The 22,632-nt window shown below is 34.0% G+C and carries 19 protein-coding genes and 1 tRNA gene; 8 read left to right on the top strand and 12 right to left on the bottom strand.

Translation table 11 applies throughout. The features are described from left to right. Positions 1–53: 53 nt before the first annotated feature. From QLQ95_RS01500 to QLQ95_RS01465, 8 genes are all read right to left on the bottom strand, one after another. Positions 54–1,859, bottom strand: coding sequence for an acyl-CoA dehydrogenase family protein (locus QLQ95_RS01500; RefSeq protein ID WP_320492169.1), 1,806 nt, complete (start codon positions 1,857–1,859; stop codon positions 54–56). A gap of 55 nt (positions 1,860–1,914) precedes the next feature. Beyond that, positions 1,915–2,265, bottom strand: coding sequence for a four helix bundle protein (locus tag QLQ95_RS01495; protein WP_095928913.1), 351 nt, complete (start codon positions 2,263–2,265; stop codon positions 1,915–1,917). A gap of 156 nt (positions 2,266–2,421) precedes the next feature. Then, complete coding sequence (locus QLQ95_RS01490; protein WP_482502307.1) at positions 2,422–3,603, bottom strand: thiolase family protein; 1,182 nt, start codon at positions 3,601–3,603, stop codon at positions 2,422–2,424. A gap of 32 nt (positions 3,604–3,635) precedes the next feature. Continuing rightward, positions 3,636–4,016, bottom strand: a complete 381-nt coding sequence (locus tag QLQ95_RS01485; protein WP_180858257.1) for a four helix bundle protein — start codon at positions 4,014–4,016, stop codon at positions 3,636–3,638. 30 nt (positions 4,017–4,046) lie between these two features. After that, positions 4,047–6,437: a 3-hydroxyacyl-CoA dehydrogenase/enoyl-CoA hydratase family protein gene (locus QLQ95_RS01480; RefSeq protein ID WP_482502305.1), complete on the bottom strand. Its 2,391-nt coding sequence runs from the start codon at positions 6,435–6,437 to the stop codon at positions 4,047–4,049. Positions 6,438–6,556: 119 nt separating this feature from the next. Beyond that, positions 6,557–7,015 (bottom strand): MarR family winged helix-turn-helix transcriptional regulator, encoded by a 459-nt coding sequence (locus QLQ95_RS01475; RefSeq protein WP_095928910.1) that lies wholly within the window; start codon positions 7,013–7,015, stop codon positions 6,557–6,559. Positions 7,016–7,236: 221 nt separating this feature from the next. Continuing rightward, positions 7,237–8,274: a helix-turn-helix transcriptional regulator gene (locus QLQ95_RS01470; RefSeq protein ID WP_482502303.1), complete on the bottom strand. Its 1,038-nt coding sequence runs from the start codon at positions 8,272–8,274 to the stop codon at positions 7,237–7,239. A gap of 262 nt (positions 8,275–8,536) precedes the next feature. Next, positions 8,537–9,151, bottom strand: coding sequence for an HD domain-containing protein (locus tag QLQ95_RS01465; protein WP_482502302.1), 615 nt, complete (start codon positions 9,149–9,151; stop codon positions 8,537–8,539). A 288-nt stretch (positions 9,152–9,439) separates the two neighbouring features. On the opposite strand from QLQ95_RS01465, the gene QLQ95_RS01460 reads away from it, so the two are divergent. The 8 genes from QLQ95_RS01460 to QLQ95_RS01425 all read left to right on the top strand — a co-directional run bounded on the left by QLQ95_RS01460 (position 9,440) and on the right by QLQ95_RS01425 (position 19,891). Further along, positions 9,440–9,556 (top strand) — tRNA-OTHER (locus QLQ95_RS01460). Positions 9,557–9,803: 247 nt separating this feature from the next. Then, on the top strand, positions 9,804–12,044 hold the full coding sequence (locus QLQ95_RS01455) for a hypothetical protein (protein ID WP_482502300.1): 2,241 nt from the start codon (positions 9,804–9,806) through the stop codon (positions 12,042–12,044). Positions 12,045–12,432: 388 nt separating this feature from the next. Continuing rightward, entirely contained in the window at positions 12,433–13,854 is a 1,422-nt protein-coding gene (locus tag QLQ95_RS01450) for an RtcB family protein (RefSeq protein WP_482502299.1), read from the top strand. 484 nt (positions 13,855–14,338) lie between these two features. Then, on the top strand, positions 14,339–15,139 hold the full coding sequence (locus tag QLQ95_RS01445; RefSeq protein ID WP_482502297.1) for a TatD family hydrolase: 801 nt from the start codon (positions 14,339–14,341) through the stop codon (positions 15,137–15,139). 112 nt (positions 15,140–15,251) lie between these two features. Further along, positions 15,252–16,001, top strand: coding sequence for a nucleotidyltransferase domain-containing protein (locus tag QLQ95_RS01440; RefSeq protein ID WP_482502296.1), 750 nt, complete (start codon positions 15,252–15,254; stop codon positions 15,999–16,001). A gap of 11 nt (positions 16,002–16,012) precedes the next feature. After that, positions 16,013–18,277: an AAA family ATPase gene (locus tag QLQ95_RS01435; protein ID WP_482502294.1), complete on the top strand. Its 2,265-nt coding sequence runs from the start codon at positions 16,013–16,015 to the stop codon at positions 18,275–18,277. Positions 18,278–18,285: 8 nt separating this feature from the next. Beyond that, positions 18,286–19,344: a nucleotidyltransferase domain-containing protein gene (locus tag QLQ95_RS01430; RefSeq protein ID WP_482502293.1), complete on the top strand. Its 1,059-nt coding sequence runs from the start codon at positions 18,286–18,288 to the stop codon at positions 19,342–19,344. A gap of 268 nt (positions 19,345–19,612) precedes the next feature. Beyond that, positions 19,613–19,891, top strand: coding sequence for a hypothetical protein (locus tag QLQ95_RS01425; RefSeq protein WP_482502291.1), 279 nt, complete (start codon positions 19,613–19,615; stop codon positions 19,889–19,891). On the opposite strand, the gene QLQ95_RS01420 is transcribed toward QLQ95_RS01425, so the two are convergent. The 4 genes from QLQ95_RS01420 to QLQ95_RS01405 all read right to left on the bottom strand — a co-directional run bounded on the left by QLQ95_RS01420 (position 19,874) and on the right by QLQ95_RS01405 (position 22,535). Further along, complete coding sequence (locus QLQ95_RS01420) at positions 19,874–20,140, bottom strand: hypothetical protein (protein ID WP_428238173.1); 267 nt, start codon at positions 20,138–20,140, stop codon at positions 19,874–19,876. The genes QLQ95_RS01425 and QLQ95_RS01420 overlap by 18 nt on opposite strands. Positions 20,141–20,151: 11 nt before the next feature. Beyond that, positions 20,152–21,177, bottom strand: a complete 1,026-nt coding sequence (locus QLQ95_RS01415; protein ID WP_482502289.1) for a DUF2931 family protein — start codon at positions 21,175–21,177, stop codon at positions 20,152–20,154. Positions 21,178–21,179: 2 nt separating this feature from the next. Then, positions 21,180–21,329 (bottom strand): hypothetical protein, encoded by a 150-nt coding sequence (locus QLQ95_RS01410; protein WP_428238171.1) that lies wholly within the window; start codon positions 21,327–21,329, stop codon positions 21,180–21,182. Between the two features lie 186 nt (positions 21,330–21,515). Then, a complete protein-coding gene (locus QLQ95_RS01405; RefSeq protein ID WP_482502287.1) occupies positions 21,516–22,535 on the bottom strand; it encodes a DUF2931 family protein in 1,020 nt (339 codons plus the stop codon). Positions 22,536–22,632 lie beyond the last annotated feature (97 nt).

Here is a 22,632-nt window from a genome sequence, read left to right as displayed (position 1 = left end):
GTTTCGGACTTGCGCGGGCTTAAACAAATTAAAAGCTAAAAACTATCTTGATATTAGAAGCAGTAAGTATCTTCTGCTACTAATTTTGCTGCAATTTTTTCTCTCAATGCCACAACGTTTGGCAGGTTAGTGTATTTAGTGAAACGTTTAAGTCCCATTAACATCATACGTTGCTCATCACCTTCAGCGAAAGAAGCAATTCCTTCTTTTCCTCTTAAGTTTACGATATCTACAGCTTTGTATAAATATAATTTTGCCATAGCGATTTGCTCTTGAACTTTATCTTCTCCTTGAGCTTTTGCTAATTTTTCAGTTCTCAAAATTGTACTTTCAGCCATGTAGATTTCGATTAAGATATCAGAAGCCGCCATTAACAATTGTTGGTGAGCATCTAATTCAGGACCATATTTTTGAACAGCGCTACCAGCAACCATTAAGAAAACTTTTTTCAAGTTAGCTATGATTACTTTTTCTTCTGCGAATAATTCAGAGAAATCTGGCGTGTCAAAAGATGGAATTCCCATTAATTCTTCTTGAACTTTCATTGCTGGTCCAAGTAAATCAACGTGACCTTTCATTGCTTTTTTGATCAACATACCTACAGAAAGCATTCTGTTGATTTCGTTTGTTCCTTCGTAGATACGAGCGATACGAGCATCTCTCCAGGCACTTTCCATTGGAGTATCTTCAGAGAATCCCATTCCACCAAAAATTTGGATACCTTCATCAGAACAAGATTGAACGTCTTCAGAAACGGCTACTTTCAAGATAGAACACTCGATAGCATATTCTTCAACACCTTTCAATTCTGCTTCTTGGTGAGAAGTTCCTTCTGCTTCACGAGCAGCGATTCTGTCTTCAATGTCTTTTGCAGCACGGTAAGAAGCACTTTCTCCAGCATAAGCATTCGTTGCCATTTCAGCTAATTTAGAACGGATAGCTCCAAAAGATGAAATAGAAGTATTGAACTGGATTCTTTCGTTAGCATATTTTACAGCTCCAGAAGTAACTCTTCTTTGCGCATCTAAACAAGCGGCTGCCAATTTAATACGACCAACATTTAAAGCGTTCATTGCAATTTTGAAACCGTTTCCTCTTTCAGACAACATGTTTTCAACAGGAACTTTTGTTTCGTTGAAGAAAACCTGACGAGTAGAAGAAGCACGGATTCCTAATTTATGCTCTTCTTCATTCATAGAAATTCCGTTTGAAGGATCGTTTTCTACAATGAAACCTGTAATATTTTTATCATCTCCAATACGAGCAAAAACGATGAAAACGCTACAGAAACCTGCATTCGAAATCCACATTTTTTGTCCTGTAATTAAATAATGAGTTCCGTCTTCAGATAAAACTGCTTTAGTTTTTCCTGAGTTAGCATCAGATCCTGCGCCTGGTTCAGTTAAGCAATAAGCTCCAAACCATTCTCCAGTAGCTAATTTTGGAACGTATTTTTTCTTTTGTTCTTCAGTACCGTAAAGTGTAATTGGCATAGTTCCAATTCCTGTGTGAGCACCAAAAGCAGTTGAGAAAGAACCTGTTGCTCCAGAAATGTAGTCACAAACCAACATTGTAGAAACAAATCCCATTCCTAATCCGCCGTATTCTTCAGGAACCGCAACTCCAAGAAGTCCTAGTTCACCAGCTTTACGCATAGAAGATTCTGTATAAGCGTAATCTTTTTTCTCAAAACGATCTTTATGCGCCCATAATTCTTTGTCAACGAACTCTTTTACAGAGTCACGCATCATTAACTGCTCTTCCGAGAAATCTTCTGGTGTGAAGATGTCCTCGCATTTTGTTTCTTTAACTAAAAACTGACCACCACGAGTCACGTTTTTTTCGATTGTATCTGCCATTTTGTTTTTGTTTTTTATGAAAGAAAATAGAATATAGAGTACAGAAAATAGACTTTTACTTTAGTCCGTTTTGAAAACCCATTGTCATCCTTTGGAATTCTTCTATTTTAATTTCTAATTGGTTAAATTGTATCTCGTTTATATATTTTCTATGTTTAGCAATCAATAATTGTGTAACTAGTTCAAATGAAGAACCAAGAGAAATGTCTAAAAAGTGACTAAAAGACTTATCAGTTCTGGAAGATCCTTCAGCAATATTACTAGGCATCGAAACCGAACATCTGCTTATTTGAGAACTCAAATCGTATCGTTCGTGTTTTGGAAATTCTATTAATACATCTGAAATTTCATTAGCAATTGAAATTCCAATCTTCCAAATCTTTAAGTTCTTATAATTGTGTCTCATGTTTTTTTGAGTCAATTTAAGAAATTAAAATAAAAAAGTAAGATTAGTACTATGTTTATTTTGTTTTTTGAAACATTTTATAACTCCAAAAAAGTCACTCTCTATATTCTCAAAGAAAAACATCTATTCTCTTTATTCTATATTCTATTCTCTTTTTTAAAGAACTTCGTAAACCCCCGCAGAACCTTGTCCAGTTCCCACACACATAGAAACGATTCCGTATTTATTACCTCTGCGTTTCATCTCATCAAATAACTGAACAGAAAGTTTAGCTCCCGTACATCCCAGAGGGTGACCTAAAGCGATTGCTCCACCGTTTACGTTTACGATATCTGGGTTTATATTTAATTCTCTAGTAACTGCTAAAGCTTGTGAAGCAAAAGCCTCGTTTAATTCAATTAACTCAATATCGTTTAATGTTAGACCAGCTTGTTTCAAAGCTTTCGGAATTGCTTTTACAGGTCCGATACCCATAATTCTTGGCTCAACACCAGAAGAAGCAAAGTTTACCAAACGTGCAATTGGCTCAAGGTTTAATTCTTTAACCATTTCTTCGCTCATAATTAAAACGAAAGCAGCACCGTCGCTCATTTGAGAAGAGTTACCTGCAGTTACACTTCCGTCAGCAGCAAAAACGGGTCTTAAACCTGCTAAAGTTTCTTTAGAAGTTCCAGCTCTTGGACCTTCGTCTTTATTTACAACGTATGATTTGGTTTCTTTTTTTCCATTTTCATTGATGAAAGTCTGCTCAACAGTAATTGGAACGATTTGTTTGTCGAATTTTCCTTCTGCTTGTGCTTTTAATGCTTTCATATGAGAGTTATAAGCAAACTCATCCTGATCTTCTCTTGAAATTTTATATTGGTTAGCCACCGCTTCAGCAGTTAAACCCATTCCCCAGTAGTAATCTTCGTGACCTGCAGCGGCAACTTTATAATCCGGAGTTGGTTTGTAACCTCCCATCGGAATATAACTCATACTTTCTGCACCACCAGCAATGATACAATCTGCCATTCCTGATTGGATTTTTGCAGTTGCCATTCCGATAGTTTCTAATCCAGATGCGCAGTAACGATTTACTGTAACTCCAGGAACATCTTCAACTTTTAATCCCATCAAAGAGATCAAACGTCCAACGTTAAGACCTTGTTCCGCTTCCGGCATGGCATTTCCTACCATAACATCATCGATACGTTTTTTATCGAAATTAGGCAGTTCGTCCATCATAAACTGGATCGTTTCTGCAGCTAATTCATCAGGTCTTTTAAATCTAAAAACACCTTTTGGAGCTTTTCCAACTGCTGTTCTATATGCTTTTACTATATATGCTGTTTTCATAAATGATTGTATTAAGATTGGAGAATTAAGTATTAAGATTTTCCAATTGTTTTGTTGATTTTATCCTTTAGTGATCTTTGAAATGAAAAATTCATATTCGAAACTTCTACTAATTGATTAATAGTTGGTTGAATTAAATCTTCATTAACAAGCTTAAGTCTTTTTGCAAGTATTAATTGGGTTATTAATTCAAAAGTTGAACCATTTGCAATTCCTAAAAAATGCATAAATTCTTTATCTGAATTTCTACCTGAACCTTCAGCAATATTTGAAGGAATAGAAACAGCACATTTTTTTATTTGATGAATTAAATTGAATTTTTCATCATTTGGCAGCAATGCTGAGATTTCATAAACATAAACCGCTATATCCATTGCTTTTTGCCAAATCTTTAATTTTTCAAACTGGTGCATTTCTTAATACTTAATTCTTATTACTTGATACTAGTTTCTCAAAGGTTTTCCTTTAGTTAACATGTACTGGATTCTTTCTAAAGTCTTACGTTCAGTGCAAAGAGATAAGAAAGCTTCACGTTCGATATCTAATAAATATTGTTCAGATACTAAAGTTGCTTCAGATAAATCACCACCCGCCATTACATAAGCCAGTTTGTTAGCGATTTTCTTGTCGTGTTCAGAAATGTATTTTCCAGCTTGCATTTGATCTGTTCCTACTAAGAACATACCCAAAGCTTGTTTTCCTAAAACTTTAATATCGTTTCTTCTGATTGGCTGTGTATAACCTGCTTCAGCTAATAACAAAGCATGTTTTTTAGCTTCAGCAATCTGACGATCTTTGTTTACTACGATAACATCTTTTCCATGTTGAAGAAGTCCGGTATCAAAAGCTTCATAACCAGAAGTCGAAACTTTAGCCATAGCGATTGTTAAGAAATACTCTTGAAGAACGTTCAATTCCACATCATTTTTGCGGAATAAATCAGATGCTCTTAAAGTCATTTCTTTAGAACCACCACCGCCAGGGATAACTCCAACACCAAATTCAACTAATCCCATATACGTTTCTGCAGCAGCTACCACTTTATCAGCATGTAAGCTCATTTCGCATCCACCACCAAAAGTCATTCCGTGAGGCGCTACTACAACTGGAATAGAAGAGTAACGAACACGCATCATGGTATCTTGGAACAATTTAATTGCCATGTTCAATTCATCATATTCCTGCTCAACTGCCATCATGAAAATCATTCCGATATTAGCCCCAACAGAGAAATTCGCTGCTTGGTTTCCAATAACTAAACCTTGATATTCTTTTTCAGATAAGTCGATTGCTTTATTGATAGCTTGTAGAACGTCACCACCAATTGTATTCATTTTAGATTGGAATTCTAAGTTTAAGATTCCGTCTCCTAAATCCTGAATGATTGCACCGCTATTGCTCCAAACTTTTTTGCTTTCGCGAATGTTGTTTAGGATAATGAATGAATCTTGTCCAGGAACTTTTAATTGTGATTTTGTTGGAATGTTATAGAAATAAGTTGCTCCTTCTTTTACAGAGTAGAAACTTTCGCTTCCAGAAGCCAACATTTCAGTAACCCATGCAGCAGGCTCTAAACCTTCCGCTTTCATGATTTCAATTCCTTTCGCAACACCAATAGCATCCCAGATTTCGAATGGACCATTTTCCCATCCAAAACCAGCTTTCATGGCATCGTCAATTTTGTATAATTCGTCTGAGATTTCAGGAACTCTGTTTGATACATACGCAAACATTCCAGCGAAACTCTTACGGTAGAATTCTCCCGCTTTGTCTGTTCCTTTAACTAAAACTTTAAAACGATTGATTGGTTTATCAATAGTTTTAGTTAATTCAAGAGTAGCAAAATTTGCTTTTTTCGCAGCGCGGTATTCTAATGTATCTAAGTCTAAAGAAAGAATATCTTTATCTACTTTTTTATAAAAACCTTGTCCAGTTTTGCTTCCTAACCAATTATTTTCCATCATTTTGTTGATGAAATCAGGAAGTTTGAACAATTCGTGTTGCTCGTCGTTAGGGCAGTTTTCGTAAATACCGTTGGCAACGTGTACCAAAGTATCCAAACCAACAACGTCAACAGTACGGAAAGTAGCTGATTTTGGACGACCGATAACTGGACCAGTCAATTTATCAACTTCTTCAATTGTTAATCCCATTTCTTTTACTAAGTGGAATAAACTTTGGATTCCGTAAATACCAATTCTATTTCCAATAAACGCCGGAGTATCTTTAGCAACAACAGAAGTTTTTCCTAAGAATTTAGATCCGTATTCGTTTAAGAAATCCAATACTTCAGTAGAAGTTTTTGGACCAGGAATAATTTCAAATAATTTTAAGTAACGCGCAGGGTTAAAAAAGTGAGTTCCGCAAAAGTGCTGTTGGAAATCTTCGCTTCTTCCTTCACTCATAAAATGAATTGGAATACCAGAAGTGTTAGAAGTAACTAAAGTTCCCGGTTTACGGAATTTCTCGATTTGTTCAAAAACTAATTTCTTAATGTCTAAACGCTCCACAACAACCTCGATAATCCAGTCAACATTGGCAATTTTTGCCATATCATCTGTCGTATTTCCAGTTGTGATTCGGTTTGCGAATTTCTGACTGTAAATAGGAGATGGTTTTGATTTTAATGAATTCGCCAAATGTTCGTTTACCACACGGTTGCGAACGGCTTTACTTTCAAGTGTTAATCCTTTTTTAGCTTCAGCTTCGGTCAGTTCACGCGGTACAATGTCCAGAAGTAAAACTTCGACACCAATGTTAGCAAAATGACAAGCTATACCTGAACCCATAATTCCGGATCCAATTACAGCAACTTTTTTAATTGTGCGTTTCATATTTGTTAATTTTGTTTTCTATTTGTCAAATATGTTATCGCCTTTTTATTAATTGGAAAAAACTTTATTGTGGGCGATTTCATAATTTGTTACTATTTGTTTGTAGGAGGAAAAGAATATTATTCTTTTTCTGTGTTTTCTGTTTGATTAAATATGTTTTTATCGTGAATCAGTTCGTTGATAATTTCAGAAACTTCGATAAAATGATTCAGCTTTTCTTCCGAAACATGTTTTCTTACCATTTCATTAAACTTCAGAACCGTATTTTTAGATAAATCTCTTTTTTCTTTCCCAAAATCGGTCAGATAGATTAAAACACCTCTACCGTCGCTTGGGTTCTTTTTGCGAACAATCAAACCTTTTTCTTCCATAGATTTTAAAGTTCTTGTCAAGCTGGTGGCTTCCATACCCATTCTAGGGCCCAGAGCCGTTGATGGAGTTCCTTCTTCCTTGTCCATACTTAAAAGAGCAAATCCTGTCGCCATTGTTGCATCATACTTTGCAGCCTCTTCATTATACATTCTTGAAACAGCTTGCCATGTCGCTCTTAAAATATAATCTATCGTTTTGTCTTTCATAGGTAACTATATCGATTTCAAATATAATTAAAAAATACTATGCATGCATATAATTTTTTAATAATTTTTTGGTTAGTTATAAAATATCCCTGATTTAGAGGGTTTTGGTAGTTTATTTTAAGTGAAATATACTATTCTTTTTTTAGATTTTAACATTTTTAATGCGGTAAAAATCTTTTTTTAATTTTTAAAAAGCATTTATTTCTGTATTCTGTAAAAAATCATGCATTTATTTCAGTTGGTTTTTGAGAATCGTAACGCGAAATTGCCTCCTGAAGGGTTTTTTTCATACGATTTCTCAGACTTTCAGGTCTTAAAATTTCCAGACAGCTTCCAAAACCTAGAAGGAGTCTTTCCATTTCATAATTTGGTATTACATATATATGTATAATAACACTCCCGTCTTCATTTTCCTTAATTAATCGCTGAGATGTATGCAAAGGTTTTGTGAGTACATAAGGTGCATTCGAAGCATCGACCCACAATTCAATACGCCTTGCGTTTAATCCTGAATTTACTGTAACACCAATTACATCTTTGTAATAAATGTCAGCGTCAAAATCTTCTTCTAAATAAGGAAGATTAAAATCGTAATCAATAGAAATGATTCTATCCAAAGCCAAATTGGTAATAGGCTGTGAGGCTTTTTTCTTTCCGATTAAAAACCAGCGATTATTAAACTCTTTTAATATACAAGGATGGAAATGGAATTTTGTTTCTTCTCTGGATTTAAAAGATTTATAAGTAATAATGAGAACCATTTTCTTGATAATCGCCTGATATATTTCGTCCAGATAATGAAGTCCTTTTAATTTCTCATTTTTATCCAGATAAATAACAGGTTTGGTATGCGATTTCTCGGCGTAGATTTTATCCTCTAACCGCTGTAGAATATCCGATACATCATTAAATAAAGAGAAATCTTTAAACTGTTTTAGCATCGAAACCGTTTCGGTCAAAACATTCATGTCGGTTTCCGTTAGCGGAATATCGGTTATCGAAAAATCTTCGTCTTCATATTTATAATACTTTTTATCGTAAACTACGATTGGTGCATTATAACCCAGTTTTTCACTCCGCATGAGCTGAATATCCATTTGAATGGTTCGCTTGCTGATTGGATTTTGTCTTCCTTCATATTCAAATAAAGCTTCAGAACACTCTTCGATTAAATCTTCGAGTGTCCATTGCCTGTATTTGTTCTGCAGACATTTATCGATCGTTTTGTATCTAATTAGGGCATTTTTGTTTTGTGACATTGCTGTGTGTGTTTTGCTCGCAAAGTCGAAGGCGCAAAGTTTTTATTTTTTTAAGCCACAGATTATGAGAATTAAAATGATTTTCCCCCATTTTATGTCATCCTGAGGAACGAAGGATCACACAAGAAACTCTACAAAGATTGGCGATTCTCTTTGAGGAATATTGGATGTGATCCTTCGTTCCTCAGGATGACAAACTGTGCGTTTAATTAATACTTTAAATAAAAACTTTGCGACTCTGCGTCTTTGCGAGATTCAATTTTTAGTTTAATAACTCTATTTCCTTTTCAATATTAATTCTCGCTTTTCCCTCATATAAATTCCTAAACTCATCAGTCTGAAAAATAAATTCATTCTCCAGAAAATGCTTCAACGCTTTTGCGCGTCCGGGTTTGTATAGAAAATCAGGATAAATGCGATATTCTTTTCTAATTTGTTCAAAGTAGATTTTATAATCATCCCAATCTTTAGCGAGGATTTTCAAATCAAAATCGATTAACCAATTAATGTCTTCGATAGAATTATACTGATGTTGTTGCGTCGCACAAATCGCATCAAAAACCAATTGTTTATTTAAATTGATATTTTCAGGAAAAATTGCCAAAGCAAACTCAGCACTTTTAAGTTCGTTATCTTTTTTGGAAGCCGAATACACAAAATCATGATAAAAAATAGAAAATAATATTTCGTTTGGATTTTGAAGTTTATCGCGATACGTTTCAAAACCCTTTATCATTTCTTTTAAATGGGTGAGATTATGATAATGCCTTGATTTTTTGGAATATGCCTTTTCTAAATCTTCCCAGTTTTTCTGAATTTCATCTTCTGAAAAGCCAATAGTATAAAGTAATTCAGAATATATTTTCTCTAAATTCATTTTGTTTTTTACTCAAATTTAAAATTCTTTTTTTACTGCGCAAAATAATTGCGTAGTAGTTTTGAAATCTTTGCTCAGGAAATAAAACAAATAGTATTTCTAAAAAATGAAACAAAATTTTTACTACGCAAAATTACTGCGCACTAGTTTAGAAATCTTTGTTCAAGAAATAAAAAACAAACGTTCATAGAAATAAAAAAAAAGAATAAAACAGGTCAAGTTTGAGTTACTTCGAAAACACTTTCCAATGTACACACTTACACCATTACCTTTTTATTTAATTATTATGAAGCAGTAGCTCAGCGGTAGAGCAGGTAGTTTTGAAATTATCCTGAAAAGGTCAATCAAAACTTACTTCGTACACTTCTAATGTCCGTGTCGTGGGTTCGAATCCCATCTGCTTCACAATTAATGGTCAATTAAAACTTACTTCAGACAATGGCTAATTTCGGCTCGAATCCGAACAAAGTTTTAAAATTATCATTAATAAAAAACGAGGGTCAAGATTAACTTACTTCTTCGCGGTAGCCCGCTCCATTTTAGCTTAGTTAATCAATTATCGTCAAATTTCAGGTCAAGTGTTTCTTACTTCAAAACTCTTTTAGGTAGAAATCAGAAACGCAATTATCTAAATTTTTAAAAATTAAAAAAAATGAAAACAAGAGAATTATTAAAAATCAGTTTACGCCAAAATGCTATTTTCATTCCATCAGAAATGATTACGAATGATGTTAAAAATTTATCAGGAACAACTTCAGTTTTGTTAGCCAATGTTTCTAAACTTGGATTTACATTTTCTGAATCTTTGCTTCACGCTTTAAACAACGTGAGCCCAGCTTATAAAATCGAGGTTTTAGAAGTTCTAAGAGAAGTTTTAGGAACAGATAAAAACTGGACGCCATTGGTAAAAGAATGGAATGTACCAACAGGCGAATCTGTTGTGGATCATATTATCACGTTTTTCGGAAATGTTTTTAAAACTAAAAACGGAACAGCTTTACAATGCGGACATATTATTCCGGATAATACTTTTCCATTAGAGAGATACAATGGTTGCCCGTTCTGTGGAACTCCGTTTGAATTTGGAAAACTGGAAAATATCGGACAAGGAAGCAAATTAAAAATGCTGGAATTGTGGACAGAAAAAGATTTAAATGATTTCTATATATCGTTATTGCAATCTAAAACCGCTTTAGACGCTACGCAAGTAGATAGTTTAAAAATGGCGATGCAATATTTGCCTTTACCAAAAACAGAAGTAGCAATAAAGGAAACTTTAATGCTCGTAATTGATCTTTTGATCGAAAACGGTAAAGAAGAAGAGGCTTCTGAGTTTTTAAAAACACCAACAGATATCTTACGATACTTATGGTATAAAAACACAGGAATGCTTCAGATTATTGAGCCAAAAACGATTATCAAAAGAACATCCAAAAATGCACAACATTTCCATAATGTTTTAGATACAAGTGTTCAGGCAAGAATTGCTTCTCAAAAAGATTTGAAACTAAAATATTCCCGAAAAGAATGTTTAATGGTAGCAAATTGGTTGAATAATATGAATATGGAAGTGGAGGCTATGTGCGAAACCATGCATCCAAAAAGAGGAATGTGGGTTCGTTTTATCCGAGCGTTGCGTTTGGCAGAATACAGCAAAAGAAAAGGGTTTGAGAAATTGAACTTTTTAATGGATGTGTTCTACAACCAAGTGTACGATGTTTGGCAAAGTAAAGTAGATTCGTCAAGATTGAAATTTGATGCCGATAAGACTTTTGCCTTATTAAAACAGCGTCCAGGATTGTTTGCGCGTTCGTTATTCTCAAACATGCTATGGTTTGGAGCAGACGAAACTATTGCTCATTTTGAAGAAATCATCGATAAAGTTCCGGCTCGATTGGTGTTTACTTTGAACATGTATGCTCAGAATTATTTTGATAAAAACATGCAGAGAAGTGTGAAACCTTTGGGCGGAACAAACAAACGAATTGAAGCAAACGCTTTATTGAAGTTGTACGAAGATTTTCAGTTGGAAGCGATGAAAAATCAAATCGAAGAATTGTGTCTTTTGGCCATGAAAAAACGATTTGCGAAAATTGTTAACACCAACAAAACAATCTATATCGATCCGCAATTGTTTAATATTCCGGTTTCTATAGGAGATCGAAGCGAAACCGTTCAGGATTTGCCAGTTGCTTTAATGGGAACACGTTTCCCAATTGAAGGAAACGAATTACGATTGTTTATGCAATGGGGTAAAGATTTGCCAGCGCAGCATTTAGATATGGATTTGAGCTGTCATATCGCTTACGAAAACAGTTCAGATATTTGTTCTTTCAGCCGATTGACGACTACAGGTTGTCAGCATAGTGGAGATATCCGAAGCATTCCGAATAAAATTGGAACTGCCGAATATATCAACATTAACATCGACGAATTGGCGAAAGCCAAAGCTAAATTTGTAACTTTTACTTGTAATGCGTACAGCAACGGAAGTATTACGCCAAATTTGGTCGTAGGTTGGATGAACAGCAAATACCCGATGAAAATTTCGGAGAAAACTGGTGTAGCATACGATCCGTCGTGTGTAGATCATCAGGTTCGTGTGACGCAAAATGTTGCTAAAGGTTTGGTTTTTGGAGTGTTGGATGTAGCCAAAAGAGAAATCGTTTGGTTAGAGATGACTTTCGGAGGTCAGGTTGTAGGTGGATTGGATTTCAAAGGCGTTCAGGCGTTGTTGGCAAAACTAAACAGCAAATTGAATATTGGTAGTTTGTTACAGCTTAAAGCGGAAGCTCAAGGTTTAACAATCACCGAAAATGAAATTGCCGATGAGGTTTATACAGCGCAATGGGCGATGAATCCAGCGGTTGTGACGCAATTGTTGGTGGATTAGTTGCAAAGTTGCAAAGTTGCAAAGTGACAAAGTGACAAAGGTTTGTAGAGGCGCACTGCTGTGCGTCTCCGCAAAGATTGGTAAATTTAATCTCGCAAAGGCGCGAAGACGCAGAGTTTTTTAAGTTTTTTATTAAACGTACTGTTTGTCATCCTGAGGAACGAAGGATCACACAAGAAACTCGACAAAGATTGGCGATTCTTTTTGAGGAATATTGGATGTGATCCTTCGTTCCTCAGGGTGACAAAAAAAGAGAAAAAAATCTGTTTAATCTGCAAAATCTGCGAGAGCCATCTCTTTCATAAGCAAAAAAACTTAGAAATAAAAAACTACGCAAAATGACTGCGCAGTAGAAATTAACCTTTGTACTATCAAAATAGAAAGACAAATGAAAACACAAATAAACGGTACAGATATATTAGAATTAGGATTCCCAGAAGGAAAAATAATCGGGATTGCCTTAAAAATAAACAGCAAAAGAAACGGATTCACAAGAGACGAAATGATTACCAATTTCAAAAATGTATTAGAAACTCCTGAAAACTATATCGACGATAAAATCTTCAGCAAACTGGCTGTTGCTTTAATCGAAAAATCGAATGAAAAACCAGAAGATTTTATTGCTTTAAATGAAAACCCAAATGCGTATTCGGCTTACGGATTAGATCATATCGAAGACGGAGCCAGAAAACAAATGGAAATTGCCATGAAATTGCCTGTGACGGTTGCGGGAGCTTTAATGCCAGACGCGCACCAAGGTTACGGATTACCGATTGGCGGGGTTTTAGCCACAAAAAATGCCATTATTCCGTATGGAGTTGGAGTTGATATTGGGTGTAGAATGGCGTTGTCGGTTTATGATATTCCAGAAGATTTTTACTTTGAAAACGAAGCCAAATTCAAAAGAGAATTAATTGCCAATTCTATTTTTGGAGCAGGTCACGGATTTCACGGCCAGTACAAATCAGATCATGCGGTTTTGGAGAACGAAACTTTTAATATGAATCCGTTTGTGAAGAATTTGAAAGATAAAGCTTGGTCGCAATTAGGATCTTCGGGTGGTGGAAATCACTTTGTGGAATTCGGAATTATGGAATTTGCGAAAGACGATGCGGTTTTGAATATCCCAAAAGGAAAATACGTCGCTTTGTTAACGCATTCCGGTTCACGCGGAATGGGAGCCACAATTGCAGGACATTATACAAAAATTGCGAAAGACGAATGCAGACTTCCAGAAGTGGCAAAAAACTTGGCGTATTTAGATATGAACTCACAGTTAGGTCAGGAATACTGGTTGGCGATGAATTTGGCTGGCGATTACGCTTCGGCTTGTCACGAGATTATCCATAATAAAATGGAACGCGCTCTAGGTGCGACAATTTTAGCCAAAGTCGAAAACCACCATAATTTTGCCTGGAAAGAAATCTGGAACGGCGAAGAAGTGATCGTACATAGAAAAGGAGCAACTCCAGCCGGAAAAGGCGTTATGGGAATCATTCCGGGAAGTATGACCGCACCGGGATTTTTGGTGAGAGGAAAAGGCGAGGAGAACGCCATTAATTCGGCTTCGCATGGAGCAGGAAGACAAATGAGCAGAACCCAAGCTATAAAAAACATTACACAAACTGAAATGAAATCGATTCTGAGAGATCATGGCGTTACGCTTATCGGAGCAGGTCTAGACGAAGCCCCAATGGCCTATAAAGATATCAATCAGGTTATGGAAGCGCAGAAAGATTTAGTAGATGTTGTTGCCAAATTTACACCGAAACTGGTGAGAATGGCAGATGATGGGAGCAAAGAGGATTAGTTTCTTTTAAGATACTGAGGTTCTAAGATACTAAGGTTCTAAGGTTTCTCATTACAGCGATTAACCTCATTTTATGTCATTTCGACGGAGGAGAAATCTCCACAAGTAGCTCCACAACGTGAGTCCAATCTTTGTAGAGTTTCTCGCGAAGATTTGCTTCGCCTGTTCGCTATCGCTCGGGTCTCCTCCGTCGAAATGACAAACTTTGTGGTTAAAGATTTTTTCACGCAGATTTAAAAAGATTTAAGCAGATGCTCGCAGATTATTTATAAAAATCATTTTAAATCAGCTAGAATCTGCAATCCCGATAGCTATCGGGAGCGTGAAACAAAAAACTTTTCGACTCTGCGACTTTGCGAGATTAAAAAGAAAAACTTAGCATCTTAGTATCTCAGAACCTTAGCAACTTAAAACAATAATAACCAACACAAAGAATAAAAAAAACTTTGTGCCTTAGTGCCTTCGTGGCAAAAAACAAAAAAAAATGAAAACATATATAGATATCGGAATTAATTTGACCAACAAACAATTCCAAAACGACATAGACGATGTCGTACAAGACGCGCTCGACGCCGATGTATCGCAAATGATACTCACCGGCACCAGCGTACGAAATAGCGAAGAATCTGCGAAGATTGCGAGGCAGTATCCGGGCGTGCTGTATGCAACGGCAGGAATACACCCGCATGATGCGAAGAGTTTCGATGCGCAGAGTATTTCGAAACTTAGGAAATTATTAGAACTGAAACACGTAGTTTCAGTTGGCGAATGCGGACTCGATTTTGATCGTGACTTTTCGCCCCGAAACAAACAGGAAGAATGTTATAAAGCCCAATTAGAATTGGCGATCGAAGTACAGAAACCTTTGTTTTTACACGAAAGAAGCGCTTTTAATTCTTTTATGAATATCACGAAAGACTATTTACCGCAATTGCCAAAAGCCGTTGTGCATTGTTTTACGGGAACTTTGCAGGAAGCCAAAACCTATCTCGATAACGGATTTTATCTGGGTTTTACGGGAGCGATTTCAGATGCCAAACGTTTCAGTCATTTAAAAGAAGTCATTCAATACATACCGCTCGACCGAATGATGATTGAAACTGATGCGCCGTTTATGCTTCCTAAAAATGTCCCAAACAGCCTTTTAAAGAAATACCACGAACGTCGTTGCGAACCTGCTTTTCTGCCGTACGTTGCCGGAACAATTGCACAGTTTAAAGGAATTACTTTGGATAAGGTTGCGGAGGAAACGACTAGGAATTCTAAAGGCTTTTTTGGGATTTAAGTTTGTTTTCCTAACAGGTTTCAAAAACCTGTTAGGTATTTATTTGTGGCTTTAAAATCACGTATTATTACTTGATTTTAAGCTTTTTTGTTTAATTACATTTGAAGAAATCATGAAAGAAAAAATACTTGCCAAATTAAAAGAAATCGAACTACAAAAAAATGTAGAAATACTATTCGCGGTAGAATCTGGAAGTCGTGCTTGGGGATTTGCTTCTCTAGACAGCGATTATGATATCCGTTTTATATACAAACACAAACCAGAATATTATTTATCGCTTTGGGAAAAACCAGACATAATAGAATTTATGACAGAAGATGATCTTGACGGTTCTGGTTGGGATTTACGGAAAGCCGTAATATTATTAGCAAAATCTAACGCACCTTTGATCGAGTGGTTATTTTCGCCAATTGTGTATTTCAAAAATGATGATTTTGTAAAGCAAATGCAGGAGTTAGCCGTAGAATGTTTTTCGCCAATTGGGGTTTTACATCACTATTTAGGAACAACAAAAAATTTTATGGAGGTTTGCGAAAAGGAAGAAGTAAAACTAAAAAGTTATTTCTATGCTTTGCGCACCGCATTAGCTGGAAAATGGATTATAGAAAAGAATATTTTTCCGCCAGTTGCTTTTGCCGATTTATTGCCAATTGCGCCATACAATATACAAGAAAAAATAGAAGAATTACAAGCCATAAAAGCCAGCCAAGACGAAAAGTATTTACATCCAAAAGAAGTATTAATAACTGACTTTTTATTGGAAACGGTAAAATTTAATCAGGAAAATGCAAGTAAGTTGGGAAGTGGGAAGAAGTTGAGTGAGGAGTTGGATTTGTTTTTTAGAAATGAAATTATGCATTAAAACTATAATTTATGATTACTAATATTAAACTTAAAGGAATATCAAGTTACAAAAATGAAGTTGTAATTAGCGAATTGAAAAAGGTTAATTTCTTTTTTGGGAAGAATGGTTCTGGAAAATCAACAATTGCTAAATTTCTTTATGATTTAACATTAGATGAGTATTCAAGATCTTCTGAATTCAATAATTGTAGTCAAATAGGATATCTAGATAATGATTATGAAATACTTGTTTTTGATGAAAAATTTACAGACAAAAATTTTATTAAAAAAGATGTTCAGAATGGTATTTTTTCTCTTAATCAAGGTAATGACGTAATTGATAAATTAATTGAAGATGAAAGTATTTATTTAAAACAAAATTCAGATTATCTAAAAGAGGTTTTACAGCCAAGAAAAGAGAAGATTTTTCAAGAGGATAAAGCAAACTTTGATCGGTTAAAGAAAGAATGTTTTGAAGAACGAAAAAATGCATTGCAATCTTTTTTAAAAATTAAAGATTCATTTCCTTTCAAACAAGTTCAAAATAATTTCGATAAAATTCAAGATGTTTTATGTAAGAAAATAAATAATGAAAATATTGTTTTTGATGAATTAATAGTTAAGTATAAAAGATTTTATGACAACGAAATAATAAAAATTAGTTCCAATATTTCTACAGAACTGTATTTTAAAATAAGAAGGCAAGAAGAGGAATTAAATAAACTTCTACAAGAAATAATTATAGGAAATAATGATATTGATATAGCTGAGATGATTAATAATCTCGGAATTAGTAATTGGGTCTCAACTGGAATATCATTTTTAGAAGCCGATAAGGATTTGCAAAAATGCCCTTTTTGTCAAAAAGAAACTATCGATGGTGAATTGATTAAGAAGTTTGAAGATTATTTTGACCAAAATTTTAAAAATAAAATATCACAATTAGAAAAATTGAAGGAGAATTATGTTTCAACTCTTTCTCTTTTACTACAAGAAATAAGGAATGTTTTAAATGAATATAATGACAAAAATCTTGTTTCTAATTTATACGATTCCGTAAAAACTTTTTTCGATAAAAACATTGAACAGATTGATTTAAAAATTAAAGAATCTAATATTAGAAAAGAAATTCAATCTATATTTAATTTTAAAGAAACTATTTCGGAAATTAAAAGATTGATTCATAAACATAATGAAGATTTTAATAATCTCGATTCAAATAAAAAGCAATTTGAAGATGATTTGTGGGAATATTTAGCAACTAAAAACAAAGAAAAAATAGAAGAATATCATATTGAAAAGTATAATTATTCAGTAAATTATTTTTCTGAAGTTGAAATTGAAAACATTCTAATTTTTTTAATCTCGGAGTCAAAAGAAAAAATAGAACAATGGAAAACAGAAACAGTTACAACACAAGAAGCAATATCCAATATAAATACAATTTTAAATAATAGTGGTTTCGATGGTTTCTTAATTGATGAAAAAGAAAAGATTAATAATATTTCTCAGTATTATCTGAAAAGGATTGATGACGAAAATTCAAATAATGTGTTTAAGACATTAAGTGAAGGTGAAAAAAATTTTATTTCCTTTTTATATTTTTATCAGCTTTGCCTTGGAACCGATAATGTTGATAAAAACTCTAAAAAGAAAATTATTGTAATTGATGACCCTGTATCAAGTTTAGATAGCCAAGTGCTATTTATAGTTACAACTTTAGTTCATCAACTAATTGCAAAAAAAGGAAATAAACCCGATCATAAAATATTACGAAACTCGAGTATTCAACAAGTTTTTATAATGTCACATAATCTTTATTTTTTTAAGGAGGTATCATCAGAATTCAGACCTATTTGTTATGATAAAACTTTTTTTCATATAACTAAGACAAAAAATGAAAGTAGCGTAATTTGTACCGGAGATAAAAATGAAATTTTGAATGACTATACATTACTTTGGAATTCATTAAAAACTTTTAAAGAAAAAAATGATAATGATTTAAATATTTCTCTTTGCAATATAATGAGGAGAATTTTAGAGAGTTATACTAATTTTACTAAGATAGGAAAAGATTCTTGGGGGGCTTTATCTAATATTTCTATTACTGATCCTAGGTATTATATTTGTAGTGCATTAATTTCTGAAATAAATGATGGCAGTCATAAAGTTTCTCCATTAGACGATATGTTTTATCAAAGAATAGTAAATGAAGTTCCAGAAAATTTATTTAATGCTTTTGAAATGATTTTTAAAGAAATAGGAGAGCCTCATTATGATGCCATGATGAATTAAATAAAGCAATGACCATTCAAAACCTAAAATCCCAAAATCTAATTCTTTTCGAAGTCATTTCGGGAAGTAAATCTTTTGGGTTAAATACGCCAACATCAGATACCGATATCAAAGGCATTTATTATTTGCCAAAAGAAAAATTCTTTGGATTAGATTATATTCCGCAGATTAGTAACGAGACAAATGATGAGGTTTACTATGAAATTGGTCGTTTTGTAGAATTATTGCTTAAAAATAATCCAAATATCTTGGAGATTTTGGCTTCGCCTGATGATTGTATTTTGTACAAACATCCGTTAATGGAAAAATTGAAAATAGAAGATTTTCTGTCTAAACTTTGTAAAGACTCTTTTGCGGGTTATGCTGTAACACAAATAAAAAAGGCAAGAGGATTGAACAAAAAAATTGTAAATCCGTTACCAAAAGAAAAAAAAAGCCTTTTGGATTTTTGTTATGTTTTAAAAGGTTATGAAACTATTTCATTATTAGGGTTTTTACAAGAAAACAATTGGAATCAGGAACAAATTGGTTTGGTCAATCTTCCTAATTCAAAAGGAATGTTTGCTATGTTTTATGATGAAAATAAGTCTTTATGTTATAAAGGAATTATTCAGAAAGAAAATTCTAATGAAGTGTCACTTTCGTCAATTCCAAAAAATGAAAAGCTGATTGGTTATTTATCCTGCAATCAGGATGGATATTCTAAATATTGTAAAGAATATACCGAATATTGGGGTTGGATTGAAAAACGAAACGAGGATCGTTACAATACTAATCAACAGCACGGAAAAAATTACGATAGCAAAAATATGATGCATACCATTCGTCTTTTGCAAACGGCTGAACAAATTCTTTCAACAGGAAAATTGAATATCAGAGTTTCCAATCGTAAAGAATTATTAGATATAAAAGCCGGAAATAAAGAATATGATGATTTACTTGAAATGGCAGATAATTTAATCACTTCAATAGAAAGTCATTATCTAACTTGCAATCTTCCTGAAAAGGCAGATGAAAAAAAAGCAGTTCAAAGCTTAATTGAAATCAGAGAACAATTATATCAGTAATAATAATTTATATCTTTGTTATCAACCTAAACTCAGAATTAAAATCTAAAAAATTAAAAAGTAAGTTTTTTCTTTCTTTTTAAAATAAAAGCATATCTTTGCAAAGTCGAAATACTATACAAGGAGAAATCCGAAAACTTAAATTTTAAGTTAACATAAACGAGCCCTCATTCACGTTGCTGGAGCTAGTGATAGCCCTAATTCCACTCCTTGTAGTGTTTTGACACAACCGAAAATGAGGGCTTCGTGCGTTTAAATATTTTCGAAAATGTCAAAAGAAAATCAAAAACCAACACATCGTGATGTAGTGCCATCCGTAATTAATTTCCTTTCAGACGAATTGTTTGAGGGAGATTACAAAGAACAGCCCATGTATTTGCAGGAAATCTTCGAGCTTTTAATGCATACAGAGTTTGGCGACGATATCAATTTAAGGCAAAAAATACTAAGCTGTTTAAGAACCAGCCGTAATCTGGCAGAAACGTTATCGCCATTTTCAGAAAAGCAGATTTATAAGGCTTGTGCCAGTTTAAAAATAAATCAATAAAAAAAGAAAGCCCTGCGAATTGGTATTTGCAGGGTTTTTTAGTTTTTCTAATAAGGTATAGATTTCGTAAACGATTCCTGAGATACCATTGCATCTATCAACTTCTCCAGATACTGTTTTTAGTTTTATGGACATCCCTTTGGTTTCTCTTGGTTTTTTGTTTCGGTCAATTCCAATTATGAAACTTATTTTTTCTCCTTCTTTAGGATTTTCAAATATGGCTTTTGATTTCTTTTCATCAAAAAACACATCATCTGTTTTTATTCGTTACGACTAAGACTTTCATATTCCCAAGTATTCTCTAAGTCTATTTTCACAATAGGGGTTTCTTTATCACCTTGTTTAAAAATAAGGCTAGGGTTGCTTAAATCTTCATTTGCCCGTAAAATAATTTCTATGGTTTTTGTTGCATCAGCTTGTTTGAATAAATTAAAAATCTCTTCCTCGTCTAAATCTAATGCGAAAACAATTCTTTTTCTTTTAAAGTTTCTCAACATAAACGTTACATTTTGAGGAACAGCTCTTTCTTTAAATTCATTTTTTTTGAGCGGTTCATCAAAAATATCTTCCTTTTCGCCATTGTACATTTCTAAACTCATGTCCTCAAATCCATGATTTGGAATTTCTATGCGCGTACGCCAAGTATATTTTTTTCTGTAGCTATCCCAAAGGCCATATTCAATGCCTCCCCTTTGTTTTCTTATCGCCTCTAACTCCGGACTTAACTCTGCGAGAGTTTTAAAAAACTCTTTTTGGTCTGCAGTCTCATTACCCGGTACATAGTCACTCATGGCAATATGGGTTTCATGAGCCTGATAACGCCCAATTTCAACCTGATTGCCCGCACCATACATCCAGACCACAACTACTCCTCCAGGCGCGCACCCTACTAAAATTTGGGTATAGGTCTGCCGTGTTGCAGTGTCGTAATTTACTACTCCCTCCTTAAATAATTTTAGCATTTTGTCCTTGGGCAAATCCCAACTGCCGGTATAGAATTTATTTTCAGTAAAAGATGCCCAAGTAATGGCTAATTTTATTGGAACTGGTTTCAAATCTTCACCTTGGGTATGCGTGGAGCCATCGTTGCCCCAACCGTTATGTGCCCTACCTGAACAGGGTATATACACACTGCCCCCATCTTCAAAGTATAAATGACCTGTATAAATATTCATAGGGTATAACTTTGGCGCACTTTCGGTGGGTAGCCATTCAAATTTTTCTTCCATTTGTTTTTGACATGAAATTGTTATTAATAAAATAATGTTCAGGAAATACTTTTTCATTTTTATGAATCTTTTGCTGTTTTTCTAAATCTGCGAATATTGAATTTATCCGTAAAATCAAAATTGGGCTCAAATCCCATGTCTCCAAATTTGGCAGACCAATGGAAGTATTTACTTCTTAATTGCCACAACATGTTGTGGTCGTTGACCATAAGATTAAATTGTTCAACCGTAATTTTATTTACCGCAAGCTGTTTTCTATACTCTCTCTGCTAGCGCGAGCATCCTGCTCGTGCGCCTGAGGCTTAATTTATTCGGGTACATAAACTTAGTGTTCGCGAGCGGGACGCTCTCGCTAGCAGGGGGTGTATTTTAGCCTTTTCATATTCTTTGTTTTTCTAATAAGGTATAGATTTCGTAAACGATTCCTGTGAAACAATTGCCTCATTCATATCAATTTCAGAAGAATCAGATTTTAATTTTATAGAAATCCCTTTAGTTTCTCTTGGTTTTGTATTACGGTCAATTTCTATTATGAAATGGACAGCTTCTCCTGCTTGTAGTTCTTCAAAAAGAGCCATCGATTTTTTTTCATCAAAAAAAACATCGCTTTCCATACGTCTATCGTTTACATCGTGCCAAACAATATTTACTTTACGTGGAATAGCACGTTTTTTTACTGGCATTACATTTCTGTTTAAACTCAAGAAAATAGACTCAAATTCTCCATTAATATAATTTATATGAATCGTTTCTACTTTATCTTCTGCTTTAACCTGAGGAGTTAAATTATATTCTTTAAAAAGAGTTTCCCAATATCCAAATGGAATGGTGCCATTTTTAATCTGGTTTAATATTTCTTGTGGCAAATCTTTAATATTAACTCTGATTGTTTCATCAATACCTTCTTGGGTTTTCATTATTTCATGTGCAACGCCCCAATCTACAGTTTTATCCTCATGAGCCTGATAACGCCCAACAATGGTCATATTTGAAGGACTAAAAACGTATAAAACGACCATACCTCCAGGGAAAAGCCCTGCATTAATTACAAAATGTTTATCTACAGTTATTCCAATTTTTTTTGCATCTTTATCCCAATATGGTCTTTCGCTGCCATTTATCATTAAGGATTCTATTTTATCTGAATCGAGTTGAAAGATTCCCGAATAACTTTTGCTTTCAGTATATGAGAGCCAAGATATGTCTAGCGTTTTAGGCGAAATTCCTTCTGCTTGGCCAGAAGAAGAGCCATCATTGTCACCTAAATCATAGCTATTAATAACATCATCAAAAGGCATGTACACATAACTACTTTTGGGATTGCCACCTAATATTAAATGTCCTGAAAAAATTTCAGCAGGGTAGTTTTTTGGTGTGCAGACTGCAGCACCCCAAGAATATTTTTCTTCTTTCATATTATTTTGACATGATGTTAAGGTGATATTCAATGCAATTAAGACAGTAATTAAACAATGTATTTTCTGTTTCATCGTTATCCTTTGATTATTGTTC

It is taken from the genome of Flavobacterium sp. B330r, from assembly GCF_056824325.1.
The sequence above is the reverse complement of the archived record's forward strand: the minus strand, read 5'-3'. Positions and strand labels throughout refer to the sequence as shown.